The sequence below is a fragment of the Streptomyces sp. HUAS 15-9 genome (assembly GCF_025642155.1).
In the GTDB taxonomy this organism is placed as follows: Bacteria; Actinomycetota; Actinomycetes; order Streptomycetales; family Streptomycetaceae; genus Streptomyces.
Genome location: NZ_CP106798.1, coordinates 5031731 through 5051396, shown reverse-complemented (window position 1 = coordinate 5051396; position 19666 = coordinate 5031731). Strand labels below are relative to the sequence as shown.

General features: G+C 70.3%; 19 protein-coding genes and 1 pseudogene. 7 read left to right on the top strand and 13 right to left on the bottom strand.

Annotated elements, in window-relative coordinates:
* Nucleotides 1–11: 11 nt before the first annotated feature.
* Nucleotides 12–371, bottom strand: a complete 360-nt coding sequence (locus N8I87_RS23360) for an NADH-quinone oxidoreductase subunit A (protein WP_007383963.1) — start codon at nt 369–371, stop codon at nt 12–14.
* A 742-nt stretch (nt 372–1113) separates the two neighbouring features.
* On the opposite strand from N8I87_RS23360, the gene N8I87_RS23355 reads away from it, so the two are divergent.
* On the top strand, nt 1114–1923 hold the full coding sequence (locus N8I87_RS23355) for a C40 family peptidase (protein WP_263211422.1): 810 nt from the start codon (nt 1114–1116) through the stop codon (nt 1921–1923).
* A gap of 422 nt (nt 1924–2345) precedes the next feature.
* On the opposite strand, the gene N8I87_RS23350 is transcribed toward N8I87_RS23355, so the two are convergent.
* A complete protein-coding gene (locus N8I87_RS23350) occupies nt 2346–3680 on the bottom strand; it encodes a geranylgeranyl reductase family protein (RefSeq protein WP_263211421.1) in 1335 nt (444 codons plus the stop codon).
* A gap of 46 nt (nt 3681–3726) precedes the next feature.
* On the opposite strand from N8I87_RS23350, the gene N8I87_RS23345 reads away from it, so the two are divergent.
* Both N8I87_RS23345 and N8I87_RS23340 read left to right on the top strand, forming a co-directional pair.
* Nucleotides 3727–4233 carry a GNAT family N-acetyltransferase gene (locus N8I87_RS23345; protein WP_411577274.1) on the top strand — a complete coding sequence of 169 codons (507 nt, stop codon included), beginning with the start codon at nt 3727–3729 and terminating at the stop codon, nt 4231–4233.
* A 120-nt stretch (nt 4234–4353) separates the two neighbouring features.
* The gene (locus tag N8I87_RS23340; protein WP_263211419.1) at nt 4354–4659 is read left to right on the top strand and encodes a PASTA domain-containing protein; all 306 of its coding nucleotides are present in this window, start codon (nt 4354–4356) and stop codon (nt 4657–4659) included.
* Here N8I87_RS23340 and N8I87_RS23335 read toward each other — a convergent pair.
* From N8I87_RS23335 to N8I87_RS44755, 5 genes and pseudogenes are all read right to left on the bottom strand, one after another.
* Nucleotides 4646–5356 carry a demethylmenaquinone methyltransferase gene (locus tag N8I87_RS23335; RefSeq protein ID WP_263211418.1) on the bottom strand — a complete coding sequence of 237 codons (711 nt, stop codon included), beginning with the start codon at nt 5354–5356 and terminating at the stop codon, nt 4646–4648. The genes N8I87_RS23340 and N8I87_RS23335 overlap by 14 nt on opposite strands.
* Nucleotides 5357–5409: 53 nt before the next feature.
* On the bottom strand, nt 5410–6009 hold the full coding sequence (locus tag N8I87_RS23330) for a hypothetical protein (protein ID WP_263211416.1): 600 nt from the start codon (nt 6007–6009) through the stop codon (nt 5410–5412).
* 56 nt (nt 6010–6065) lie between these two features.
* A complete protein-coding gene (mqnC, locus tag N8I87_RS23325; RefSeq protein WP_263211414.1) occupies nt 6066–7280 on the bottom strand; it encodes a cyclic dehypoxanthinyl futalosine synthase in 1215 nt (404 codons plus the stop codon).
* A gap of 71 nt (nt 7281–7351) precedes the next feature.
* The gene (locus N8I87_RS23320; protein WP_263211413.1) at nt 7352–8080 is read right to left on the bottom strand and encodes a prepilin peptidase; all 729 of its coding nucleotides are present in this window, start codon (nt 8078–8080) and stop codon (nt 7352–7354) included.
* Nucleotides 8077–11063: pseudogene (locus N8I87_RS44755) on the bottom strand (BTAD domain-containing putative transcriptional regulator). Before N8I87_RS44755 ends, N8I87_RS23320 begins: the two are co-directional and overlap by 4 nt.
* Nucleotides 11064–11472: 409 nt before the next feature.
* Between N8I87_RS44755 and N8I87_RS23310 the strand changes: the two are divergent.
* The 4 genes from N8I87_RS23310 to N8I87_RS23295 all read left to right on the top strand — a co-directional run bounded on the left by N8I87_RS23310 (nt 11473) and on the right by N8I87_RS23295 (nt 16023).
* Nucleotides 11473–11790: a hypothetical protein gene (locus N8I87_RS23310; protein ID WP_263211411.1), complete on the top strand. Its 318-nt coding sequence runs from the start codon at nt 11473–11475 to the stop codon at nt 11788–11790.
* Nucleotides 11791–11794: 4 nt separating this feature from the next.
* Entirely contained in the window at nt 11795–13315 is a 1521-nt protein-coding gene (locus N8I87_RS23305) for a C2 family cysteine protease (protein WP_263211409.1), read from the top strand.
* The gene (locus tag N8I87_RS23300; RefSeq protein ID WP_263211407.1) at nt 13312–14028 is read left to right on the top strand and encodes a hypothetical protein; all 717 of its coding nucleotides are present in this window, start codon (nt 13312–13314) and stop codon (nt 14026–14028) included. Before N8I87_RS23305 ends, N8I87_RS23300 begins: the two co-directional genes overlap by 4 nt.
* Nucleotides 14029–14178: 150 nt before the next feature.
* Nucleotides 14179–16023 carry a serine/threonine-protein kinase gene (locus tag N8I87_RS23295; protein WP_263211406.1) on the top strand — a complete coding sequence of 615 codons (1845 nt, stop codon included), beginning with the start codon at nt 14179–14181 and terminating at the stop codon, nt 16021–16023.
* Between the two features lie 33 nt (nt 16024–16056).
* Here N8I87_RS23295 and N8I87_RS23290 read toward each other — a convergent pair whose 3' ends face one another.
* The 6 genes from N8I87_RS23290 to N8I87_RS23265 all read right to left on the bottom strand — a co-directional run bounded on the left by N8I87_RS23290 (nt 16057) and on the right by N8I87_RS23265 (nt 19666).
* Nucleotides 16057–16536: a TadE/TadG family type IV pilus assembly protein gene (locus N8I87_RS23290; RefSeq protein WP_263211404.1), complete on the bottom strand. Its 480-nt coding sequence runs from the start codon at nt 16534–16536 to the stop codon at nt 16057–16059.
* Entirely contained in the window at nt 16533–16970 is a 438-nt protein-coding gene (locus N8I87_RS23285) for a TadE/TadG family type IV pilus assembly protein (protein ID WP_263211403.1), read from the bottom strand. The genes N8I87_RS23290 and N8I87_RS23285 overlap by 4 nt, the downstream gene beginning before the upstream one ends.
* On the bottom strand, nt 16971–17348 hold the full coding sequence (locus tag N8I87_RS23280) for a TadE family protein (protein WP_263211401.1): 378 nt from the start codon (nt 17346–17348) through the stop codon (nt 16971–16973). It abuts the gene before it with no gap.
* A gap of 101 nt (nt 17349–17449) precedes the next feature.
* Nucleotides 17450–17701: a hypothetical protein gene (locus N8I87_RS23275; protein ID WP_263211399.1), complete on the bottom strand. Its 252-nt coding sequence runs from the start codon at nt 17699–17701 to the stop codon at nt 17450–17452.
* A 43-nt stretch (nt 17702–17744) separates the two neighbouring features.
* On the bottom strand, nt 17745–18665 hold the full coding sequence (locus N8I87_RS23270; RefSeq protein WP_263211397.1) for a type II secretion system F family protein: 921 nt from the start codon (nt 18663–18665) through the stop codon (nt 17745–17747).
* The gene (locus N8I87_RS23265; protein WP_263211395.1) at nt 18662–19666 is read right to left on the bottom strand and encodes a type II secretion system F family protein; all 1005 of its coding nucleotides are present in this window, start codon (nt 19664–19666) and stop codon (nt 18662–18664) included. Before N8I87_RS23265 ends, N8I87_RS23270 begins: the two co-directional genes overlap by 4 nt.

Here is a 19666-nt window from a genome sequence, read left to right as displayed (position 1 = left end):
CGTTAGGCCCCTCAGTCCCATTCCAGGCCGCCGCGCCGCCATACGTACGCGTAGGCGACGAAGACGGTGAGCACGAAGAGCAGCATCTCCACGAGCCCGAAAACGCCCAGGGCGTCGAAGGTGACGGCCCAGGGGTAAAGGAAGACGATCTCGATGTCGAAGACGATGAAGAGCATCGCCGTCAGGTAGTACTTGATCGGGAAACGCCCGCCGCCGGCCGGCGTGGGGGTCGGCTCGATACCGCACTCGTACGCCTCGAGCTTGGCGCGGTTGTACCGCTTCGGACCGATCAGCGTGGCCATGACCACGGAAAAGATCGCAAAGCCTGCCCCGAGGGCTCCCAGTACGAGGATGGGCGCATACGCGTTCACCGCTCCTCGCTCCTCTCAGTCGGCACTGACTGGCGGGTTGCCATGGGCCCACTTCCGCCCCACCCGTCCCCCGAACCCCGCTCGCCCCGGACGAAGATCGAGAACATGTGAAGCAGGTCACAAGCCCAACTGCCTCGCATCTTATGCCCGCGACTCTGTGATCTGCGACACGGGGTATTACCGAACCTTTGTGATCTCTGCCACCTGACGAACGATCATGAAGTCGGATGAGCAGTGATCTTCGCACGAGAAGCATTCAGGTGGTCACCAAAAGTGACATTTTCGATCATCGTCGCAGGCCAGAGGGGTCGTCTCACTATCAAGAGGCTTCCCTTGCATGCAAATTCGTGTTGGACACGGCGTCCTGCTAGTGGGGTCCGTTCACACATCGGGGGGACGTTCGGGGTGCGGTGTGGACGCGTGCACAGATTCACGAGCTCGACGCGACCGATCCCCGCGCGGGACGCCACCCCTCCGGTAACCGTTCCGTGACCTCCGCCACATTCATGAGAGCGGTCTGAGAACCGGGCTTGGCCACCGACCCCATGCGGTGGTAAGTGCGGGGCAATTCGGACGTAATAACGAAACGACATGATCACGGGCTTGATCACGGTAGTCCGCAATGTCCGTTACGGCGTCAATAAAGAACGACGCGCCCGGGGTTCACGGTCTCGATTGAACAACTGTGGCGCAGCACACGTTTCTTGAAGATATGAAGGAGCCCCTGGTACCCGTTGTTCTCATGTCCCACACCGCTCACATACGCAGCCACCGGAAGCCCCGCAGCCGCAGCGCGTCGACGATCGCGATGCGGGCTGGAGTTGCCGGTGGCGTCCTCAGCCTGGCCGCTGCCGGCGCGTCCGCGTCGGCCTACGCCGACGAGCCTGTGACGCAGACGCTCGAACTGCCCGCCCTGACGGCCGACATGGCCACCCAGGTCGCCCAGTCCGCCGACGCCACGCAGCAGGCCGCCGCGAACTACCAGCTGCAGGCCGAGCGTGACGCGGCCGCCGCAAATGCCGCAAAGCAGGCCAAGGCAGACCTCGCCGAGGCGAAGCAGAAGGCGGAGGCCAAGAAGAAGGCCGCCGAGGACGCCCGCAAGGCCGCCGCCGCGCGCGCCAGCCGCACCGCCGAGCGGACCACCCTCAGCGCCACCAGCACGAACTCCAGCACCTCCACGGGTACGTCCACGGCCACCGGTTCGGCCGCGGCTGTCGTCTCCTTCGTGAAGGCGCAGATCGGCAAGTCCTACGTCCTGGGCGCCACCGGCCCCAGCGCCTACGACTGCTCCGGTCTCGTGCAGGCCGCCTTCAAGCAGGTCGGCATCAGCCTGCCGCGCGTCTCGCAGTCCCAGTCGACCGCCGGCACCCAGGTCTCGCTGAGCAACCTGCAGCCGGGCGACATCCTCTACTGGGGCAGCGCGGGCAGCGCGTACCACGTGGCGGTGTACGTCGGCGACGGCATGTTCGTCGGCGCGCAGAACCCGTCCACCGGCATCGTGGAGAAGCCGCTGTCGTACGACCCGCCGACCGGCGCGGTGCGGGTGCTCTAGGAGCGCTTCGCGGCAGTACGCCGCATTCACGTGAAGGGCCGCAGCCGCTCGGGGGCAGCGGCCCTTCGGGTTCGGACTCCGTCTCCGGCAGACGGAACAGGTCTCACAGGCGTCACCGCTCCGCGCCCGAATTATCCCTATTGAGCGGTGTGTTAGCGGCTCGTCGCGCGACTCGTCGGCACCCTCCGTCGTGCCCGGCTCCACGTCCGTACGGACGCATTCGCCCGCGAGGAAGAGGTCCGGCGCCTTCGTGCGGGCCGAGGGGCCGTTGCAGAGGGTGCCCGTGGGGTGGATGAGGAGCCGCTCGCGGTTGCGCGGCTCAGGGCCGCCCAGACCCCGTCACGGCCGGGTCCATGAACCGGCCGAGCGGGTTCCCGTCGGTGAGGGTCGTCCTGCCCTGAGCGGCAGAAGCAGCGGCTGGGTCAGGCCTTCGGGGCCACCTTGCTCAGCCCGTTGATGATCCGGTCCATCGCGTCGCCGCCCGTCGGGTCGGTGAGGTTGGCCAGGAGCTTCAGGGTGAACTTCATCAGCAGCGGGTGGGTCAGGCCGCGCTGGGTCGCGATCTGCATGACCTTCGGGTTGCCGATGAGCTTCACGAAGGCGCGGCCCAGCGTGTAGTAGCCGCCGTAGGTGTCCTTGAGGACGCGCGGGTAGCGCTGCAGGGCCAGTTCGCGCTGGCCCCGTGTCGCCCGCGCGTGCGCCTGGACGATGACGTCGGCGGCGAGCTGGCCGGACTCCATGGCGTAGGCGATGCCCTCGCCGTTGAAGGGGTTCACCAGGCCGCCGGCGTCGCCGACGAGCAGCAGGCCCTTGGTGTAGTGCGGCTGGCGGTTGAAGGCCATCGGCAGGGCGGCGCCGCGGATCGGGCCGGTCATGTTCTCGGGGGTGTAGCCCCAGTCCTCCGGCATGGACGCGCACCACGCCTTCAGGACCTCGCGCCAGTCCAGCTCCTTGAAGGAGTCGGAGGTGTTCAGCACGCCCAGACCGACGTTGGAGGTGCCGTCGCCCATGCCGAAGATCCAGCCGTAGCCCGGCAGCAGGCGGTCCTGCGGGCCGCGGCGGTCCCACAGTTCCAGCCAGGACTCCAGGTAGTCGTCCTCGTGGCGCGGGGAGGTGAAGTACGTACGCACCGCGACGCCCATCGGACGGTCCTCGCGGCGGTGCAGGCCCATCGCGAGCGACAGCCGGGTGGAGTTGCCGTCGGCGGCCACCACCAGGGGCGCGTGGAAGGTGACTTCCCGCTTCTCCTCGCCGAGCTTGGCCTTCACACCGGTGATGCGGCCGGTGCGCTCGTCGACGATCGGGCCGGAGACGTTGCAGCGCTCGTGCAGGCGGGCCCCCGCCTTCTGCGCGTTGCGGGCCAGCTGCTCGTCGAAGTCGTCGCGCTTGCGGACAAGTCCGTAGTTCGGATAGGAGGCGAGATCCGGCCAGTCGAGCTGGAGCCGGGAGCCGCCGCCGATGATCCTCAGGCCCTTGTTGCGCAGCCAGCCGGCCTCCTCGGAGAGGTCGATGCCCATCGACACCAGCTGCTTGACGGCCCGCGGGGTGAGTCCGTCGCCGCACACCTTCTCGCGCGGGAACTCGGTCTTCTCCAGCAGGAGTACGTCGAGGCCGGCCCGGGCGAGGTGGTACGCGGTCGTGGAGCCGGCTGGCCCCGCGCCCACGACGATCACATCGGCGGAGTTGCCGGAGAGGGGCTCGGTCACGGCGGGATCTCCCCAAGGTTCGAAATCTGCGTGCCGACCGGCACCGGACATGGGCAGTCTATTCAGCACGATTGATCACCGGCCGAAGGGATGCCCCGTGAACCGAGCTCTCCCCGCAGTACGGCTGCGCGTGCCCACCCACGAGGACGCGTTCGCCTGGCACCGGATCTTCGCCGACCCGGACGTCATGGAGTTCCACGGCGGCAGGGCCGCGGAGCTGTCCGTCTACGAGGAGCTCACCGCCCGCCAGCGGCGGCACGACGCCGAGCGCGGCTTCTGTCTGTGGACCATGCTCGACGAGTCGGGCGAGGTCATCGGCTTCACGGGCGCCCAGCCCTGGGAGCGGGAATGGGGGCCGATGGGCGAGACCGAGATCGGCTGGCGGCTCGGGCGGGCGCACTGGGGCAGGGGATATGTCACCGCGGCCGCGCAGGAGACCCTGGAGCGGCTGCGGGCGGCCGGGGTGCCGGGCGTCGTGGCGATGGTCGACGCCCGCAACGAGCGCTCCATCGCGGTCACCCGGCGGCTGGGCATGCGTCATGCGGAGACCTTCGTGACGCCCGGCGCGCGGCGCGCGGGGCACTGCTACCGACTGGACTTGTGACTCAGAGTAGTTAACTGTCACAGAAAGGCACCAAACGCTTCCGGTCAGGGACGCGCCGGAGTTACCCTTCCCATGTCGCTGGGGGTGACATCTGTGCGTATAACACCCAAAACACCCGAGGTGCGCGTTCCGCGGCTCGTCGGTCTCATGGCCGTGGACGCGCGCGAGACGGCCCGCGCGTGGGGCCTGTCGCTCAACGCGCCGGACCGGCCGGACTTCCACCACACCGTCGTCGACTACGTCGTCCGCCAGTACCCGCAGCCGGGTGCCGAGGTGCCGAGGGACTCGATGGTCTATGTGTGGTTCGACTTCGGTGAGGGCGGCGGAGGCGTGCGCGAGCCGCGCATTCCGAAACCGCCCTCCGGCGGGATGCAGCGCCGGCTCGACGAGCCCGGGGACGCCTTCGAGGTGATCAGCTCTCCTTGAAGCCGCTCTCCTTGAAGCCCCGGTGCAGGGCCACCACACCGCCGCTGAGATTCCGGTACGCCACCTTCGACCAGCCCGCCTTGCGCAGCCGCTCGGCCAGCGCGGGCTGGTCGGGCCAGGCGCGGATGGACTCGGCGAGGTAGACGTAGGCCTCCGGGTTGGAGGAGACGGCCCGCGCGACCGGCGGCAGGGCCCGCATCAGGTACTCGGTGTAGACGGTGCGGAAGGGCGCCCACGTCGGGTGCGAGAACTCGCAGATCACGACCCGCCCACCGGGCCGGGTCACCCGGTACATCTCGCGCAGCGCGGCATCCGTGTCCTGCACATTGCGCAGCCCGAAGGAGATCGTCACCGCGTCGAAGGTGTCGTCCTTGAACGGCAGCCTGGTCGCGTCCCCGGCCGTGAAGGGCAGCCAGGGGTTGCGCCGCTTGCCGACCTGGAGCATGCCGAGGGAGAAGTCGCAGGGGACGACGTAGGCGCCGGTCTGAGCGAAGGGCAGCGACGAGGTGGCCGTACCCGCCGCCAGGTCCAGCACCTTCTGCGCGGGGCGCGCGTCGACCGCCCTCGCGACCTCCTTGCGCCATCGCCGGTCCTGGCCGAGGGACAGCACGTCATTGGTGAGGTCGTACCGTTCCGCCACGTTGTCGAACATCGAAGCGACTTCGTGCGGCTGCTTGTCCAGGGATGCGCGGGTCACCCGACCATTGTGGCAGCAGGGGGTGCGACGTCATGGCAGCGGCCTCGGCATCGTCAGCGGCCGCGGTACACCAGCCGCCCGCCGATCACGGTCGCCACACAGGTTCCGGCGCCGCGCCGGACCAGTTCGGCGCGGTCCGCGACATCGAACACGGCGAACCGGGCGGGGCCGCCCGGCACCAGCCCCGGCAGCAGGATCAGCGGGGTGGGGGACAGCGCCGCCGGGCCCGGGAGCCGGTCCGGCCGCTGTCCCACCGCGAGCCCGGCCCTGCGCACCGCGTCGACCACGGCCCGCGACCGCAGCTCCCCGGCCACCGCCACCGTGCCGTGCGCCAGCATCCGCTGGATCCCGCGCCGCGCACTCGCGCCGAGGCGCGCGGGGTCGGTACGGAAGATCTCCCGAGCCCGCTCGCCGCCGATGGGCTCGGTCCCGAGGGCATCGGCCTCGCGCGGGTCGGGATGGTACGTGGCCTCGAGAAGCTCCGGGCCGTAAGGGTTCAGCAGTCCCGGCGTCAGGATGCCGGGCCAGCGCCGCACCCTCGCCCGCGGGTGGGCGACGGCCAGTTCCTCGTACCGGCCGACGGCGGCGACGGACGCACCGTCGACCAGAACCGCCGTATCGGGCGACTGCTCGGCGACATGAAGTGTCAGCACGGAACCTCTGGTTGGCTCTGGTCGGCTCTTGTCTGCGCTGCTCGGCCCTGATCGGCTCAGTTGGACGCGAGCAGCTTCAGCTCGGGGTGGGCCGTCCCGCCCTCGATCGCCGTCGACGAGATGTGCGACATCACGCGTTCGTCGACCGGGTCGTTCGCCGGGTCGTCGTGCACGACGAGGAGCTCGTACGTCGTCGAGCGCTGCGCCGGGACACGCCCCGCCTTGCGGATCAGGTCGATGATCTCCAGGCGGTTGGAGCGGTGCTTGGCGCCGGCCGAGGAGACCACGTTCTCCTCCAGCATGATCGAGCCGAGGTCGTCGGCGCCGTAGTGCAGTGACAGCTGGCCGACCTCCTTGCCCGTGGTCAGCCAGGAGCCCTGGATGTGCCGGACGTTGTCGAGGAAGAGGCGGGCGATCGCGATCATCCGCAGGTACTCGAAGAGCGTGGCCTGCGTGCGGCCCTTCAGATGGTTGTTCTCGGGCTGGTAGGTGTACGGGATGAACGCGCGGAAGCCGCCCGTGCGGTCCTGTACGTCCCGGATCATCCGCAGGTGCTCGATGCGCTCGGCGTTGGTCTCACCGGTGCCCATGAGCATCGTCGACGTGGACTCCACACCCAGCCCGTGCGCGATCTCCATGATCTCCAGCCAGCGCTCGCCGCTCTCCTTGAGCGGGGCGATGGCCTTGCGCGGCCGCTCGGGCAGCAACTCGGCGCCGGCGCCCGCGAAGGAGTCGAGACCGGCCTGGTGGATCCGGGTGATGGCCTCCTCGACCGGCACCTTCGAGATCCGGGCCATGTGCTCGACCTCGCTCGCCCCCAGGCTGTGGATGACGAGCTGCGGGAACTCCTTCTTGATGGCGGCGAAGTGCTTCTCGTAGTACTCGACGCCGTAGTCCGGGTGGTGCCCGCCCTGGAACATGATCTGCGTGCCGCCCAGCTCCACGGTCTCCGCGCAGCGGCGCAGGATGTCGTCGAGGTCGCGGGTCCAGCCCTTGGCGGTGTCCTTGGGGGCGGCGTAGAAGGCACAGAACTTGCACGCCGTGACGCACACGTTCGTGTAGTTGATGTTGCGCTCGATGATGTACGTCGCGATGTGCTCGGTGCCCGCGTAGTTGCGGCGGCGCACGGCGTCGGCGGCGGCGCCCAGCGCGTGCAGCGGGGCGTCGCGGTAGAGGACGAGCGCCTCCTCGGGGGTGATCCGTCCACCGGCCGCGGCACGGTCGAGCACGGCTGTGACATCAAAAGACGTGAGGTCGGCCTTCTCGGTCACCGGGACGTCCCTTTCGTCAAGGTTGTGGACGGACCCGGCCAGCCTACGCCAGGGCCTCGGCCCGGCCGACGTCAGGCCGCGTACGCCCCGGCCAGAAGTCCCGCGTACGCGCCCGCGATCAGGAACGGCCCGAACGGTATCGCCGTCTTGCGCCCGGCCCGCCGCGCGACGACGAGGGCACCGCCGTACAGCGCCCCGAACGAGAAGCCCGCGAAGGTGCCGAGCATGACGGTCGGCCAGCCGTACCACCCCAGTACGGCGCCCATCCCGAGCGCCAGTTTCACATCGCCGAAGCCCATGCCGCCCGGGTTGATGAGGAACAGCACGAAGTAGCCGCCGCCGAGCGCCAGGGCGCCGTACAGCGCGGTGAACCAATGGCCGGTGTGCTCGGGCAGGAGGGAGACCGGGCCGAGCAGGGCCAGGGCGGCGGCCGCGAGCGGCAGCGTCAGCGGGTCCGGCAGCCGCTTCACCCGGAAGTCCACCACCGCCAGCAGCACCCAGAGGGGCGCGAGCAGCAGCCAGACTCCGAGCTCGGGCCGGGTGCCGGTGGCGGCGGCGAGGGCGGCGCAGAAAAGGGCGGTGGCCGTGGCGAGGACGGGGGCGCCGGGGCCGTACGAGGATTCGGCGCAGTCCGGGCACCGGCCCCGGCCGATCCACCCCCGCACCGGATGCCCGCCCGGACACAGCGCCCGCCACTCCTCCCCCTGCGGGGCGGAGAAGCGGTAGGCCGCCCGGGGCAGCGACGACCCCGCCACCGCACCCCACAGCGCGGCGGCGGCGATCAGCGCGAGGTCGTTCATCCCGCCGCGGCGGCGCCGTCGCGCCAGGTGGGCAGGAGCTCGTCGAGGAGCGCCTCCGTGCGCGGCGGTAGACCGCGGGCGCCACCGCGGCCGAGGAGGTCGACGGCGAGGGTCCGCAGGCGGGCGGTGTCGCCGGTGGCGTGGGTGGCGCGCAGCAGTTCGTTCCACAGGCGCTCGTCGTCCGGGGCCGAGTTCAGCGCCGCGTTCAGCGCCTCGATCGCCTTCTCCGCGCGGTCCTTCTCCAGGTGGAACGCGGACAGGGCGAGGCCGGTGTCGGCGACCAGCAGCGGGAGTTGGGCGTCGACGATCTCATGGGTGAGCCAGCGGTAGCGGCCCTCGGGCCGGTCGGCGAGCAGCGGTCCGCGGACCAGGACCAGCGCGTCCGTGAGCAGCCGTCCGCGTACGGCGCGGCTGTCGACACCCTTGCCCTGGGTGGCCTCGTGGTAGAGGGAACGCAGTACGTCAAGGTCGGAGACGACCGACTTGGCGAGCGTGAGCCGCCCGGTCGCGTCGGCGCCGAGCCGGGGCGTGCCGTCGGGATCCGTCCCGAGCCAGGTGCGCAGCCGCTCGACGAGCGCGTCCCGTACGTCCTCGGTGACCCCGCGCGGCCACAGCGCGGAGGCGAGCACGCGCGGGTGCACGCCCTCGCGGTGCAGAAGCAGCAGGGCGAGCGCCTCGTGCAGCAGGGCGCTGCGCTCCCCGTCCGGGGTGTCGAGGCCGATGATCTCGTACGGCCCGACGAGGCGCGCGTACACCGCGGGCCGCCCCTGCTCGCTGATGTCGACGAGGAACGGCGGGGTGGTGGGCGGCCCGTCCGGATCGCGCTCGGGGTCGGCCTCGACGAACAGCTCGACGACCGCGCGCTGCTGGACGGCCGGCAGGAGCTGTGCGTCGAGCTCCAGGCCGAGCAGCGGGGCGAGCAGCTTGCCCTCGGGCGTGACCTCCATCTCCCAGGCGGCGCCGGACAGATCACCGGTCTCGGTGCCGACGAGGTAGCCGATGCCGAGCCGGCCGGCGTCGGCGGCGAGTTCGGCGAGCTTGACGGCGTCCTCGGCGGAGGGCTGGGCGGCGAGCAGGACGAGGTGCGGGGCCCAACGGGTGTGCTGGGCGGGCCCGGAGCGGCCGGTGAGCACGGAGTCGTGGCCGGCGGCACCGAGGGCGCCGCGACGCTGGCGGGTCTCGGCCTCCATCGTCTCGATCAGCGCTTCGATGCCGTCGAGGTGGCGCAGCCGGTTGGGCGCGAGCGCGGTGAGGTCCTCGCCGAAGCCGACGAGGGTGATGGTCATCCGGTCCGACCAGCCGTTGGTGGCCAGTTCGGCGGCGACGGAGGCGAACACGGCGGCCCGGTCGGCCTCGCGGCCGCTCAGGGAGACGATGCCGGGCACGGCCTCCAGATTGAGCAGCAGCCGCGATTCGTCCATGGTGCCGAGGCTGACGAGACCCGGGTACGGCGCCGCGGTGTCGACGTCCTCGTATCTCTCGGCATCCGCGCGCGCCAGCATCCAGAACGTCTGGTCCTGCCCGAGCTGCCAGGGCGCCGGCGGCTTTCCGGCCGGCTGGGCGAGCTGGAGGTGCAGATCGCCGTTGCTGAACCAGGCGGCGTAGACGACGGGCAGTGCGCGCGATTCGGCCGCGAGGGAGGCGGCAAGGCCCCGCAGCGAACGGTCCAGGAGCCGTACGCCCTCGGGGTCGGCCCCGACGAGCAGCGCGTCGTGGACGTCCTGGGCGTCCCCGGTCGGCGTCGGCGGCTCCATGCCGCGCCGCCCGCCGACGGCTCCCAGCGCCGACTGCCACATCGCCTGGCGGCGCCGCCGGCCGAGGGCGCCGAGCAGGCCGGCGGCGAGGAGGGGGCGCCGACGAGGGCTTCGGGCAGACCGAAGGAGTGGCTTGCGGAGCCGCTGTCGGCGGCGGGGGTGACGCGCTGCCGCTCCTGCCCTCCGGCCGGGGCGGGCCGCTGCTGGGGAATGGACACGCGGGAGCCGCCGGAGGCACCGGAACCACCGCCGCCGGCATGCTGCCCCTGTTCCTGTTCCTGTTCCTGTTCCTGTTCCTGTTCCTTGGCGTGGTCCCCGGTCTTGGCGTAGTCGTGGATCTGCTGCCGCACCTCGTGGGAGACATGGGCATCGGGGTTCTCGACGAGTTCGCCGCCGTGAGCGTCGCCCGGCATCTCCATGATCCAGCCGGGACGGATGAGGCTGGCCTCGGACAGACGCGAACCGTCGGGCTGGATCCGGTCCTTGTTGAGCTCGTAGATCTCCTTGTACCGGCGGCCGTCGCCGAGGTGCCGCTGGGCTATCTCCCAGAGGGAGTCGTGGTGACGGCCCTCGGGCGGCTGGATCCGGTAGTACTTCGTGTCGCCGTGCCTGGCCGTGCCGCCCCCGGCGTCGGCGTGGGCGGTGGCGTGCGAGGCCTGCTCGGCGAGCGCGGCCGCGGTATTGGCGGCCTGCTCCTGCTGCTGTGCGAAGAGGCCGGGGGTCTGCTGGGCGGCGGCGACGGTCCCCTTCTGGTTCCCCTCCAGGCTGTGTCCGAGCTGTGAGAGCCCCGGCGTGAGGCCGGCCGCGGTGGCGCCGACGAGCAGCAGCGCGGCGACGAGCTGCCGGGCGAGCAGCTGGCTGGGACCCGCGCCGGGGACACGCCCCGGGATGCCCACGCCGGACAGCGCGGCCTTGACCTCCACCAGCACGCAGGCCGTGAACTGGGCCCAGGCGAGCCACACGATCACGGTGAGCACGTGCAGGAAGGTCTGGACCGTGATCTCCTGCTGCAGCCAGTCGAGGCTCGGCACCCCGTGCGGCAGCGGCCACCCGACCTCCACGGCGAGGGCGCCGGGCACGCCGACGACGAGCACGAGCAGGGCGACGAACGCGAAGAACGCCTTGACGAAGTCCCCGAACGAACGCCGACGCACGCGCACCGGCTGCGGTGTCCGGTTCCGCGGGCCCGCGGGGCTTCCCGTCGAGCTTGATGTGCTGCGTCGCGCCATGGCGGGTGTCCTGGGTCGTGTGTGGGAGGAGTTGGTTCGGGGGGTGGGTCGAGCCTACCGAGATCCTATGGAGTGCGACTGACGGCGTCGAAGAGACGGCCGGAGACCGGAGGACCGATCACCACCCATAGCGTCGTTCCCAGTTGCACACGCCGGACACCGGGGAGACTCAACCGTGGCCCGCCGCAGCCTGCCCCTGACCACCGTGGCAACCGCCGCGGCCCTGCTGCTGACCGCCTGCGGCTGGGGTGGCGACAGGTCGGACGACATACGGCGTTGCCCTGTGAAGGATCGCTGCGCACTTCGTAAGGGTGCGGTAACTGTCACACAAGCGAACCGACTTGACCGATTCGGCCGTTTGTTAGCATCGGCGCTCGGTGCCTGACGGCCGATGGACTACGGGGTTGACATGGTAAGACCGGACGAACAGGGCGAGACGCCCGCGCAGTTGAAGAAACGGGCGGACGACCTGCGCGAGTGCGCACGCAGGGCCCGGACCCTTGCGGGGTCGCTCGGGCCGTATCTCGACAAGGCGGTGTCGCAGGCAACGCCGGCCATATGGAAGGGCCCCTTCGCCGACGCGTCCACGGCCACCCTCGGCGCCCGCAAGAGCTCGCTGCACTCGATGGCCAGTGATCTGATGGCCGACGCCCGACGGTGGGAGACCGAGGCGAGCAACCTCGACGACGAGGCCCGCAAGGCCCAGAGCAGCAAGCCGGGCAGGTGAGTCGATGCCATTCGCCGGCTTCGACATCCCGCAGATCCGCAGCCTCGGTAGCGATCTGAAGACGCTGGGTGACAACGCGGGCAAGCTGCACAGCGACGTCTCCGCGGTGCTGACCCAGGCGCAGGGGCTGCTCGGTGGCAAACCCGCAACCACGAGCCCCGCCCTCGAACCGCTAGTCGGCAACCCCTTTTCCGGCCCTTTCGGCTGGCTGTTCGGCGGCGGCACCCTGCCGGGATCACTCGGCCACGAGCTGCACGACATGTCCGACTCGATCACGCGCCGCTGCAACCAGCTGGAGAAGTGCAACGAACTCCTCGCCAAGGGGTACAACATCGACCCGGCGCTCGCCTTCGCCGACGAGAAGGCCCCGGACGAGAAGAAGATCAACCAGGCGCTGGAGGACATCGCCGCGCTGGACGGCAAGGGCTTCGGCGACGACGGCAACCGTGACGATCTGAACAGGGTCAAGGACGAGCTCAACGCCCTGTCCCCCGCCGAATTCGACGCCTTCCTCGCCAAGGTCCCGGCCGAGGACCTCCGCCGCTACGGCGACCTGGCGAAGAAGACCGACGACAGCGGCATGTGGTGGTGGGAGTCCCACGACGGCATACCCGAGGCCCAGTTCCGCGACCACCTCAGCGGCTTGCTGAGGAAGGCCGGACCGACGCACTGGGCCAAGCTGGAGGCGGCCTTCCCGGGAATCCAGCCGGGGTTCGACACCACCGACGCGTGGCTCCAGGGATACAACTCCCAGCTCAACCAAGGCGTGAATGGCATGCGCTACGGCATGCCCAGCGATCCGCTGTTCGCCACCCCGGGCAAGGTCGACGCGTCGAGCATCTCGCAGGGTCAGTTCGCGGACTGCTGGTACATCGCGTCCCTCACCGCGACGGCCCAGGCGAATCCGAAGTTCATCGCCGAAGGGATCAAGCAGAATCCCAACGGCACGGTGGACGTCCGGATCTGGGACAAGGACGGCAATCAGCACTGGGTCACGGTGACGCCGGACCTTCCCATGGACGCCAACGGCAACCTGGTCTCCGCCCACGGCAAGAACGAGACCTGGCCCGCGTACTACGAGAAGGCGTTCGCCTTGATGTACGGCGGCGACAAGGGCGGAACCCCCGACAACCATATGGGGGACAAGCTCTACGACCGCGCCGAGAAGGGCGACTACGGTGCCACCGAGTGGGACCAGACCAACATGGCCCCGCCGTACGTGACTGGTCATGACTCCAAGTCGCTCGACAACAACTTCGACGACATCAAGCAGTCCTTCGAATCACACCATCCGGTGATCGTCGCCACTCCGTCCGGCGACGAGCTGAAGAACAACGGCCTCAACCCGAACTGGCAGCCGGGGTACGTCACCCGGCATGTCTTCTACGTCAAGGGCTTCGACAGTGGCGGGAACATGATCCTGGGCAACCCGTGGGGTCCCCCGAACGGCCAGGACATCCATGTCTCACCCGCGGATTACCAGAAGTACTTCAACAGCCCGCAGGAACTCCAGGGGACCCAATGAGCAAAGTACGAATCGCCACAGCCCTTCCCTGCCTGCTGCTGCTGGCCGCCTGCGGGACATCGGGCAGCCCGACGGCCGACCCGTCGCCGTCGCCCACGACGCGATACACGCCACCGCCGGCCGACAAGGGGCCCGAGTGCGAGGGTGACAAGGCTGCCAAAGGTCTTCATGTGCTGCGCGCCGCGTCGGCCTCTCTGCCCGGCGGCACCAAGGTGCAGTACGCGGACGCGAAGGCGGACGGCAAGCATCGCAGCGCCGAGCTCGCCGTGGGCAATGCGCGGCAGACCGTACGCCCGGCCCAGAAGGTCACGCTCGGCGGGCACACGTACACCGTCTCTCAGATCTGCACGTACCGCGTGGTCCTCACCGCACCGGGACTGCCTGCTTCGACGCACAAGGGGAAACACATGCCCGTCTGGCCGACCACGTACGAAGGTCACTGGCGCCTGCGCTGGCACGTTCCGGACAACGGACCGCAGGGCATGGGTGCGGTGGTCACGGACATCGAGAGCGACCCGCCGAGTGCCACGATCAGTGCCGCCGACTCCGGTTCCCACGCCTTTTACAACAACCTCCGCCCCGGTGCCACCGTCGAGATCGCAGGCAAGCTCTGGAAGGTCGAGACCATCGACGGGGGCCACATGAACGTCGACATGAGTTCGCCGGACTTCAAGGCGGGATACGTGGACCTGCGGCAGCTCGGAGACGCGTAGTTCTCCATCAGCACTTCGACGTTTTCCCGTTCAGGGTGCCAGTTCGGGTGAGCACAGCGGGCTGCGATCAGGGCCATCGAGACCGATTCCCTTTTGCCTCCCGGCGCATCCGTAACATGGCCACTCCAACGACCTTAGAAGGACCCACCGATGGAAGCGCTGGCGCCGGACGACACCCAGGAGATAGCCGGTTACCGACTCCGTGCCCGGCTGGGTGAGGGCGGGATGGGCGTGGTGTACCTCTCGCACACACGGGGCGGGCAGCCGGTGGCGCTGAAGGCCGTGCGGCGGGAGTACGCCCAGGATCCGGAGTTCCGCAAGCGCTTCACCCAGGAGGTCGCCGCCGCCCGCCGCGTACAGGGCCCCTACACCGCACCTGTCCTCGACAGCTTCACCGACGGGCCCGAGCCCTGGCTGGCCGTCGGATACGTCCCGGGGCCCTCGCTCGCCGCGGCCGTTCACCAGCACGGCGTACTGCCGGTGCGGACGGCACTGCAGCTGACGGCCGGCATCGCCGAGGCCCTCCAGACCATCCACGCGGCCGGTGTCATTCACCGGGACCTGAAGCCCTCCAACGTGCTGCTGGCCTCCGACGGACCCCGTGTCATCGACTTCGGCATCGCCCGTGCCGCCGACACGACCGCGCTCACCGGCACGGACGTCCGTCTGGGCACGCCCGCCTACATGGCACCCGAACAGGCCGTGGGCGGTGCGGTGACCCCGGCCCTGGACGTCTTCGCCCTCGGCCTGATCACGTACTTCGCGGCGACGGGACGGCACCCCTTCGGGGACGGGTCCTCGCACGCCCTGCTGTACCGGATCGTCTCCACCGAACCCGACCTCACCGCCTGCCCCGAGGAACTGCGCGGCATCGTCGCCGCCTGCCTCGGCAAGGATCCGACCGCCCGGCCGACTCCCGACCAGATCATCGAGGCGTGCCACGACCTGGCCGGGGCGGAAGGCCTGATGCGGCACGAGGGCTGGTGGCTGCCGCAGGCCGTGGTGGAGCAGATCGCTGAGCAGGAGCGGACGATGCGGTTCTACTCCTCCGCCGCGGCCCCGAGCGGCGCGCTGCCCCCGCAGGCGCCGCCGGCCCCGGTGTCCACCCAGCCGGGGCTCTCTCCCGAGGCCGCCTTCGCGGCGGCCGCGCCCACGCGCCCGGCGAGCGCACCAGGCGCGGTCTCCATGGCCGCCGCGCCGACCGCGCCGTCGTACCCGCCGCAGTCCGCACCCCTCGCTGAGCCCGCGTCAGCGGCCCCGGCTCCCCGGCGGCGTCGTACACCGCTGCTCGCCTCCATCGCCGCGGGCGTTCTCGTGATCGGGGGCGGCTCCGTCGCCGCGTACCGGATGCTCGGGGATGACAACGGCACGGACAACTCGTCGAGCGCGTCCGGAGGCGCCAAGTCCGGCTCCGCAGGGGGTGGGAGCCCGAAAGCGAGTGCTGCCTCGGTCGGCGCGGGAGCCTCCGCCGGTCCGGACGCTCCGAAGACCGAGGCCGGGTGGCAGATCAGCGTCCGGAACAAGAACCTGGTGCTGCGTGCCCCAAAATTCACGGCGACCGCCAAGGACGTCGGATCCGGCACTCTGTGCAGCCCGTCCGACGTCACCACGCTCGATCTGGACGACCTCTCGGTCTCCCTGAACGACGCCTACCTGCCGACCTCCGGCCAGTGGCTCACGTACACGGACTGCCCCGACCCCATCAAGGGAAACGGCATCCATCTCGCCGACGAGAGCGGCGCGTTCAACGTGACGACGCAAGAGCGCCCCACGCCCACCCAGTGCCGGGACACCGCCCGTGAGGCCACGCTCGCCAACCCGGTCCCCCTGAGCAGGATCCGCAACGGCTCGGTGCTCAAGACGGGCACCGGTCTGTGCATCGAATCCAGCGAGGGTCCCGTCATCCACCTCTGGATCACGAAGGTCGGCAAGGACCCCTCGAACGACGACCTCCCCACCTACGTGGTCACCGCCACGCAGTGGAAGCCCGAGTAGGTCCGAGCAGGCCCGAGCGATGTCCCCTCCGGATCAGCCGACCTCGTTCTTCGCGGCCGCCTGCCCGTGCACCACCACGTCGCCGCCGTAGAACATCCCGGTGAACACCGGCTGGTACGTCAACTGCACCTCGACCTCCACCCGCTGGGCGTCGGCCGCCACGCAGTGGGTCGCGGCGATGTCCGCGCCGTTCATGTCCATCTCGCGGGCGAAGGCCTTCACCCGGGCGTCGCAGTCCTGGAAGTTGATCGGCGCGGGGCCGCCCTCGTTGTCGTAGAGGGCTTCCTTGTCGATGTCCTGGGCGGCGTAGCGGGCGGCCTGCTCCGCGATGTCGGCGGCGCGTTCACGCTTGGAGATGGACAGGCCGCCGTCGATCACGAAGGCGGAGAGGGAGAGGAAGACCAGGGCGAAGATGATGACCGCGCCCGCGCCGGAGCCGTGGTCGTCCAGCCGCGAGCGGCGGGCCGCCCACCATTCCCGTACGTACCGTTCCCGTACGACATCGCGTCTCACGCCGTCCTCCGGAACGGGTCCAGCGGGGAACTGAAGCTCGCCGACAGCCGTGTCGGGACGTTCAGGCCCAGCATCGCCAGGCCCCGCACCTGGCAGCTCACCTCGACCGTGAAGATGGTGTCGGGTGCGAAGCCCTGGCTGGTCTGGACGACGGACACCGGGCCGGAGCAGACGTCCGACAGGTCCGCCTCGGCGGCCTTGCGGGCCTCCGCCATGGCCGTCGCGTGGTCCTTCTGGATCGAGCCCGCGCGGGCCGCGTCGCGGGCGGCGCCGTCCAGCGCGCCCCGGCCGTCGACCAGCTGGCCGAAGGCCACCAGGACCAGGATGAAGAGGATCATCACCGGGGCGAGGATCACCACCTCCACGGTGGACAGGCCCCGATCGTCCCCCGTGAGTCGTCCGCGCGAGGAGTCGAGGGGCGGCTCGGGTGACACCTAGTTCTCCTCCTTCACGAAGCGCTCCACCGGGCCCGAGGACTGCGCGTGCACCGTCAGGTCCAGCCCGGGAAACACCGTCGGCACCCGTGCCGAGATCTCCACCCCCACCGTGTTCTGCTCCGGCTGGAGCGTCGTCACGTCCGGGGACAGGACCAGCTGCGGGCCGAGTTGGCGGATGTAGGAGTCGACCACGTCCCGCGCCTCGCCGCGCCAGGCACCCGGTTGTTCGTCGGCCGTGGCGCGGGCCTTGCGGGCACCCGCCTGGGCCGCCGCCTGGGCCACGTGGTCGGCGAAGAAATACAGGGCGAACTGGACGGTCGCGAAGATCATGAAGAACAGGACGGGAGTGAGCAGCACGAACTCGATCGCGGTCATGCCCGAGTCACAGGAGTCGCCGCGCACGGCCCCCGCCCGGCGGCGCGCCCATCTGCCCACGCCCACAAACAACCCCGTCTTCCCCGTCGTCGTACGCCTGATCAGCAGGTCTTGTCCGCGCTGGCGCCCTTGATGCAGTCACCGACCTTGTCGGCTCCGCTCTTCAGCGCTTCGTTGATGATCGCGGCCACCACGCCGACGATCGCCACGACGACCGCGGAGATGATGACCCACTCCACCGCGGAGGCGCCGCGGTCCAGTTCGCCGGAGCGGGCGCGCTCCACGCGGGCCTGAAAGAAAGTGACCAGGAAGTCCACGGCCGGGATCCCCGTGCCGAAGTTCCGTCCGTTCATGATGAGTTGTCCTCTCGAAACGATTCGCGGTTGTGGATGGGGCTCAGACCTGGAACACCCGCATCGCCGCCGGGAAGATCAGGAACACCAGGAACCCGGCGCACAGCAGCAGCTGTGCCACGAGCATCGACTGCGACTTCTCGCCCGCGCTGCCCTCGATCTCGGCCAGCTCGCGGTGGCGCATGGTCTCGGCGCGGGAGGCGAGCGACTCGCGGACCTTGGCGCCGTCGTCCGCGACGAGGGCCAGGGAGGCCGACAGGTCCTTCAGCTCCTCGACGCCCAGCTCCTCGCCCAGCGCGCCGAGCGCCTGCCACTGGCTGATGCCGGTGATCCGGGCGTCGGCGAGGGCGTTGCGGATGCGCTGGGTGGCCCAGCCGTCGGAGACCTCGGCGGCGGCCATGAGGGCCTCGGGGAGACCGCGGCCGCCCGCCAGGCTCATCGACACCAGGTCCAGGTACGCCCCGATCACGCGCCGCAGGTCGCGGCGCTTCTCGGCCGCGTCCCGCCGTACCTCCAGGTCGGGCAGGAAGAAGAAGAGCGCCGCGAAGAGCAGCGCCAGCCAGACCGGGATGACGGGGCTGGAGCCGAAGCCCAGCGTCCAGACCACCGCGAACAGGAACGGGCCGAAGAACAGTCCCGCAGTCGCCAGCAGCACCTTGGTCGCCAGGAACTTCTCCCAGCTGCGGTCCAGGACGGCCAGATCCGCCCGCAGCGAGCGCTGTTCCCAGCCCTGCTGGAGGTAGAACTCGGAGACACGGGCGCCGATCTCGGCCCGCAGCGAGCCGAAGCGTCCGGTGTCCTTGGTCTGCCGGACCGACTCGTACGCGGTTCCGCGCGCCCGCATCGCGTCGATCCGGGCGACCTGCGCGACCGCGCTGCGCTTCGTCGGCATGAAGGCGCGGATGAGCGCGTAGACGCCCAGTCCGAGGACCACGCCGACCAGGATCGGCATCGTCAGGCTCACCGGCGTACCCCTTCCTCCGACGGGAACGGCTGGGGCTGGGGGCCCTGCCCGGCCGGCGTGCGCGGCCGTACGAACTGCACCGAGGACTCGTCCCGCACCAGGAACCGCTCCGGCGTCTCGATCGTCGACAGCTTGCGCAGCCACCAGAAGCCGAGCGCGAACAGGCCGCAGACGACGGCGAGGACGAGCTGGCCGACCGCCGTGCCGTACGGCTGCACGAAGTCGCGGTTGAAGACGGCGAGGCCGAGGACGAACGCGATCGACACGGCGACGACGATCTGCACCGAGCGGCGGGTGGAGGCCCGCTGGGCCATCACGCGCTGACGCATGTCGACCTCCTCGCGCGCCGACTTGGCCAGCGCGCCGAGGACCTGCCGCAGACCCGGGCCGCGCAGGCGGGCGTTGAGGATCAGGGCCGCCACGATGATGTCCGCCGACGCGTCGTCGATCTCGTCGGAGAGGTGCTGGAGCGCCTCCGGCAGCGGGGTGCGGGCGCGCAGCCGGTCGACGAGGGCGTCGAGATGCGGGCGCAGCACGGGGGCCGCGGCGCGGGCGGACGCCGGGATGGCCTGCTCCAGGCCGACGGCGCCCGCGATGGTGTCGCGCAGGGACTCCGTCCAGGAGGCGAGGGCCTCCACGCGGCGCATGGCGGCCCGTTCCTCGGCGGCGCCGCCAAACAGACGGTCCCAGAAGAAGACGAGGACACCGGCCGCGATACCGGCCACCGCCCAGCGGGTGAGCAGCAGAACGGCGAGCCCGATGATGGCGGCGAGCGAGCCGCGCCGGCCGGCGAACCGGATGAGCTCGGCGGCCCGTTCGTTGGCCTTCTGCTTCTCGTGCTCGGGCTTGGCGGGCAGTCCGCGTACGGCGATCATCAGCAACCCGAGCCCGCCGCCGACGGCGACTCCGCTGCCGATCGAGTACAGGACCTCGGTGGAGAAGAGACCGCCGAGGGAGCCGAGCGAGCCGAGAGCCGCGTAGGTGGGCGCTGAGTACGTCAT

Coding starts and splice junctions, on each gene's coding strand:
- N8I87_RS23320 (WP_263211413.1), bottom strand. CDS start 8,080: ATGAACGACCTCGCGCTGATCGCCGCCGCCGCGCTGTGGGGTGCGGTG.
- N8I87_RS23305 (WP_263211409.1), top strand. CDS start 11,795: ATGCCATTCGCCGGCTTCGACATCCCGCAGATCCGCAGCCTCGGTAGC.
- N8I87_RS23265 (WP_263211395.1), bottom strand. CDS start 19,666: ATGACGTACTCAGCGCCCACCTACGCGGCTCTCGGCTCGCTCGGCTCC.
- N8I87_RS23275 (WP_263211399.1), bottom strand. CDS start 17,701: ATGAACGGACGGAACTTCGGCACGGGGATCCCGGCCGTGGACTTCCTG.
- N8I87_RS23350 (WP_263211421.1), bottom strand. CDS start 3,680: ATGTCCGGTGCCGGTCGGCACGCAGATTTCGAACCTTGGGGAGATCCC.
- N8I87_RS23355 (WP_263211422.1), top strand. CDS start 1,114: ATGTCCCACACCGCTCACATACGCAGCCACCGGAAGCCCCGCAGCCGC.
- N8I87_RS23310 (WP_263211411.1), top strand. CDS start 11,473: ATGGTAAGACCGGACGAACAGGGCGAGACGCCCGCGCAGTTGAAGAAA.
- N8I87_RS23300 (WP_263211407.1), top strand. CDS start 13,312: ATGAGCAAAGTACGAATCGCCACAGCCCTTCCCTGCCTGCTGCTGCTG.
- N8I87_RS23280 (WP_263211401.1), bottom strand. CDS start 17,348: ATGACCGCGATCGAGTTCGTGCTGCTCACTCCCGTCCTGTTCTTCATG.
- N8I87_RS23295 (WP_263211406.1), top strand. CDS start 14,179: ATGGAAGCGCTGGCGCCGGACGACACCCAGGAGATAGCCGGTTACCGA.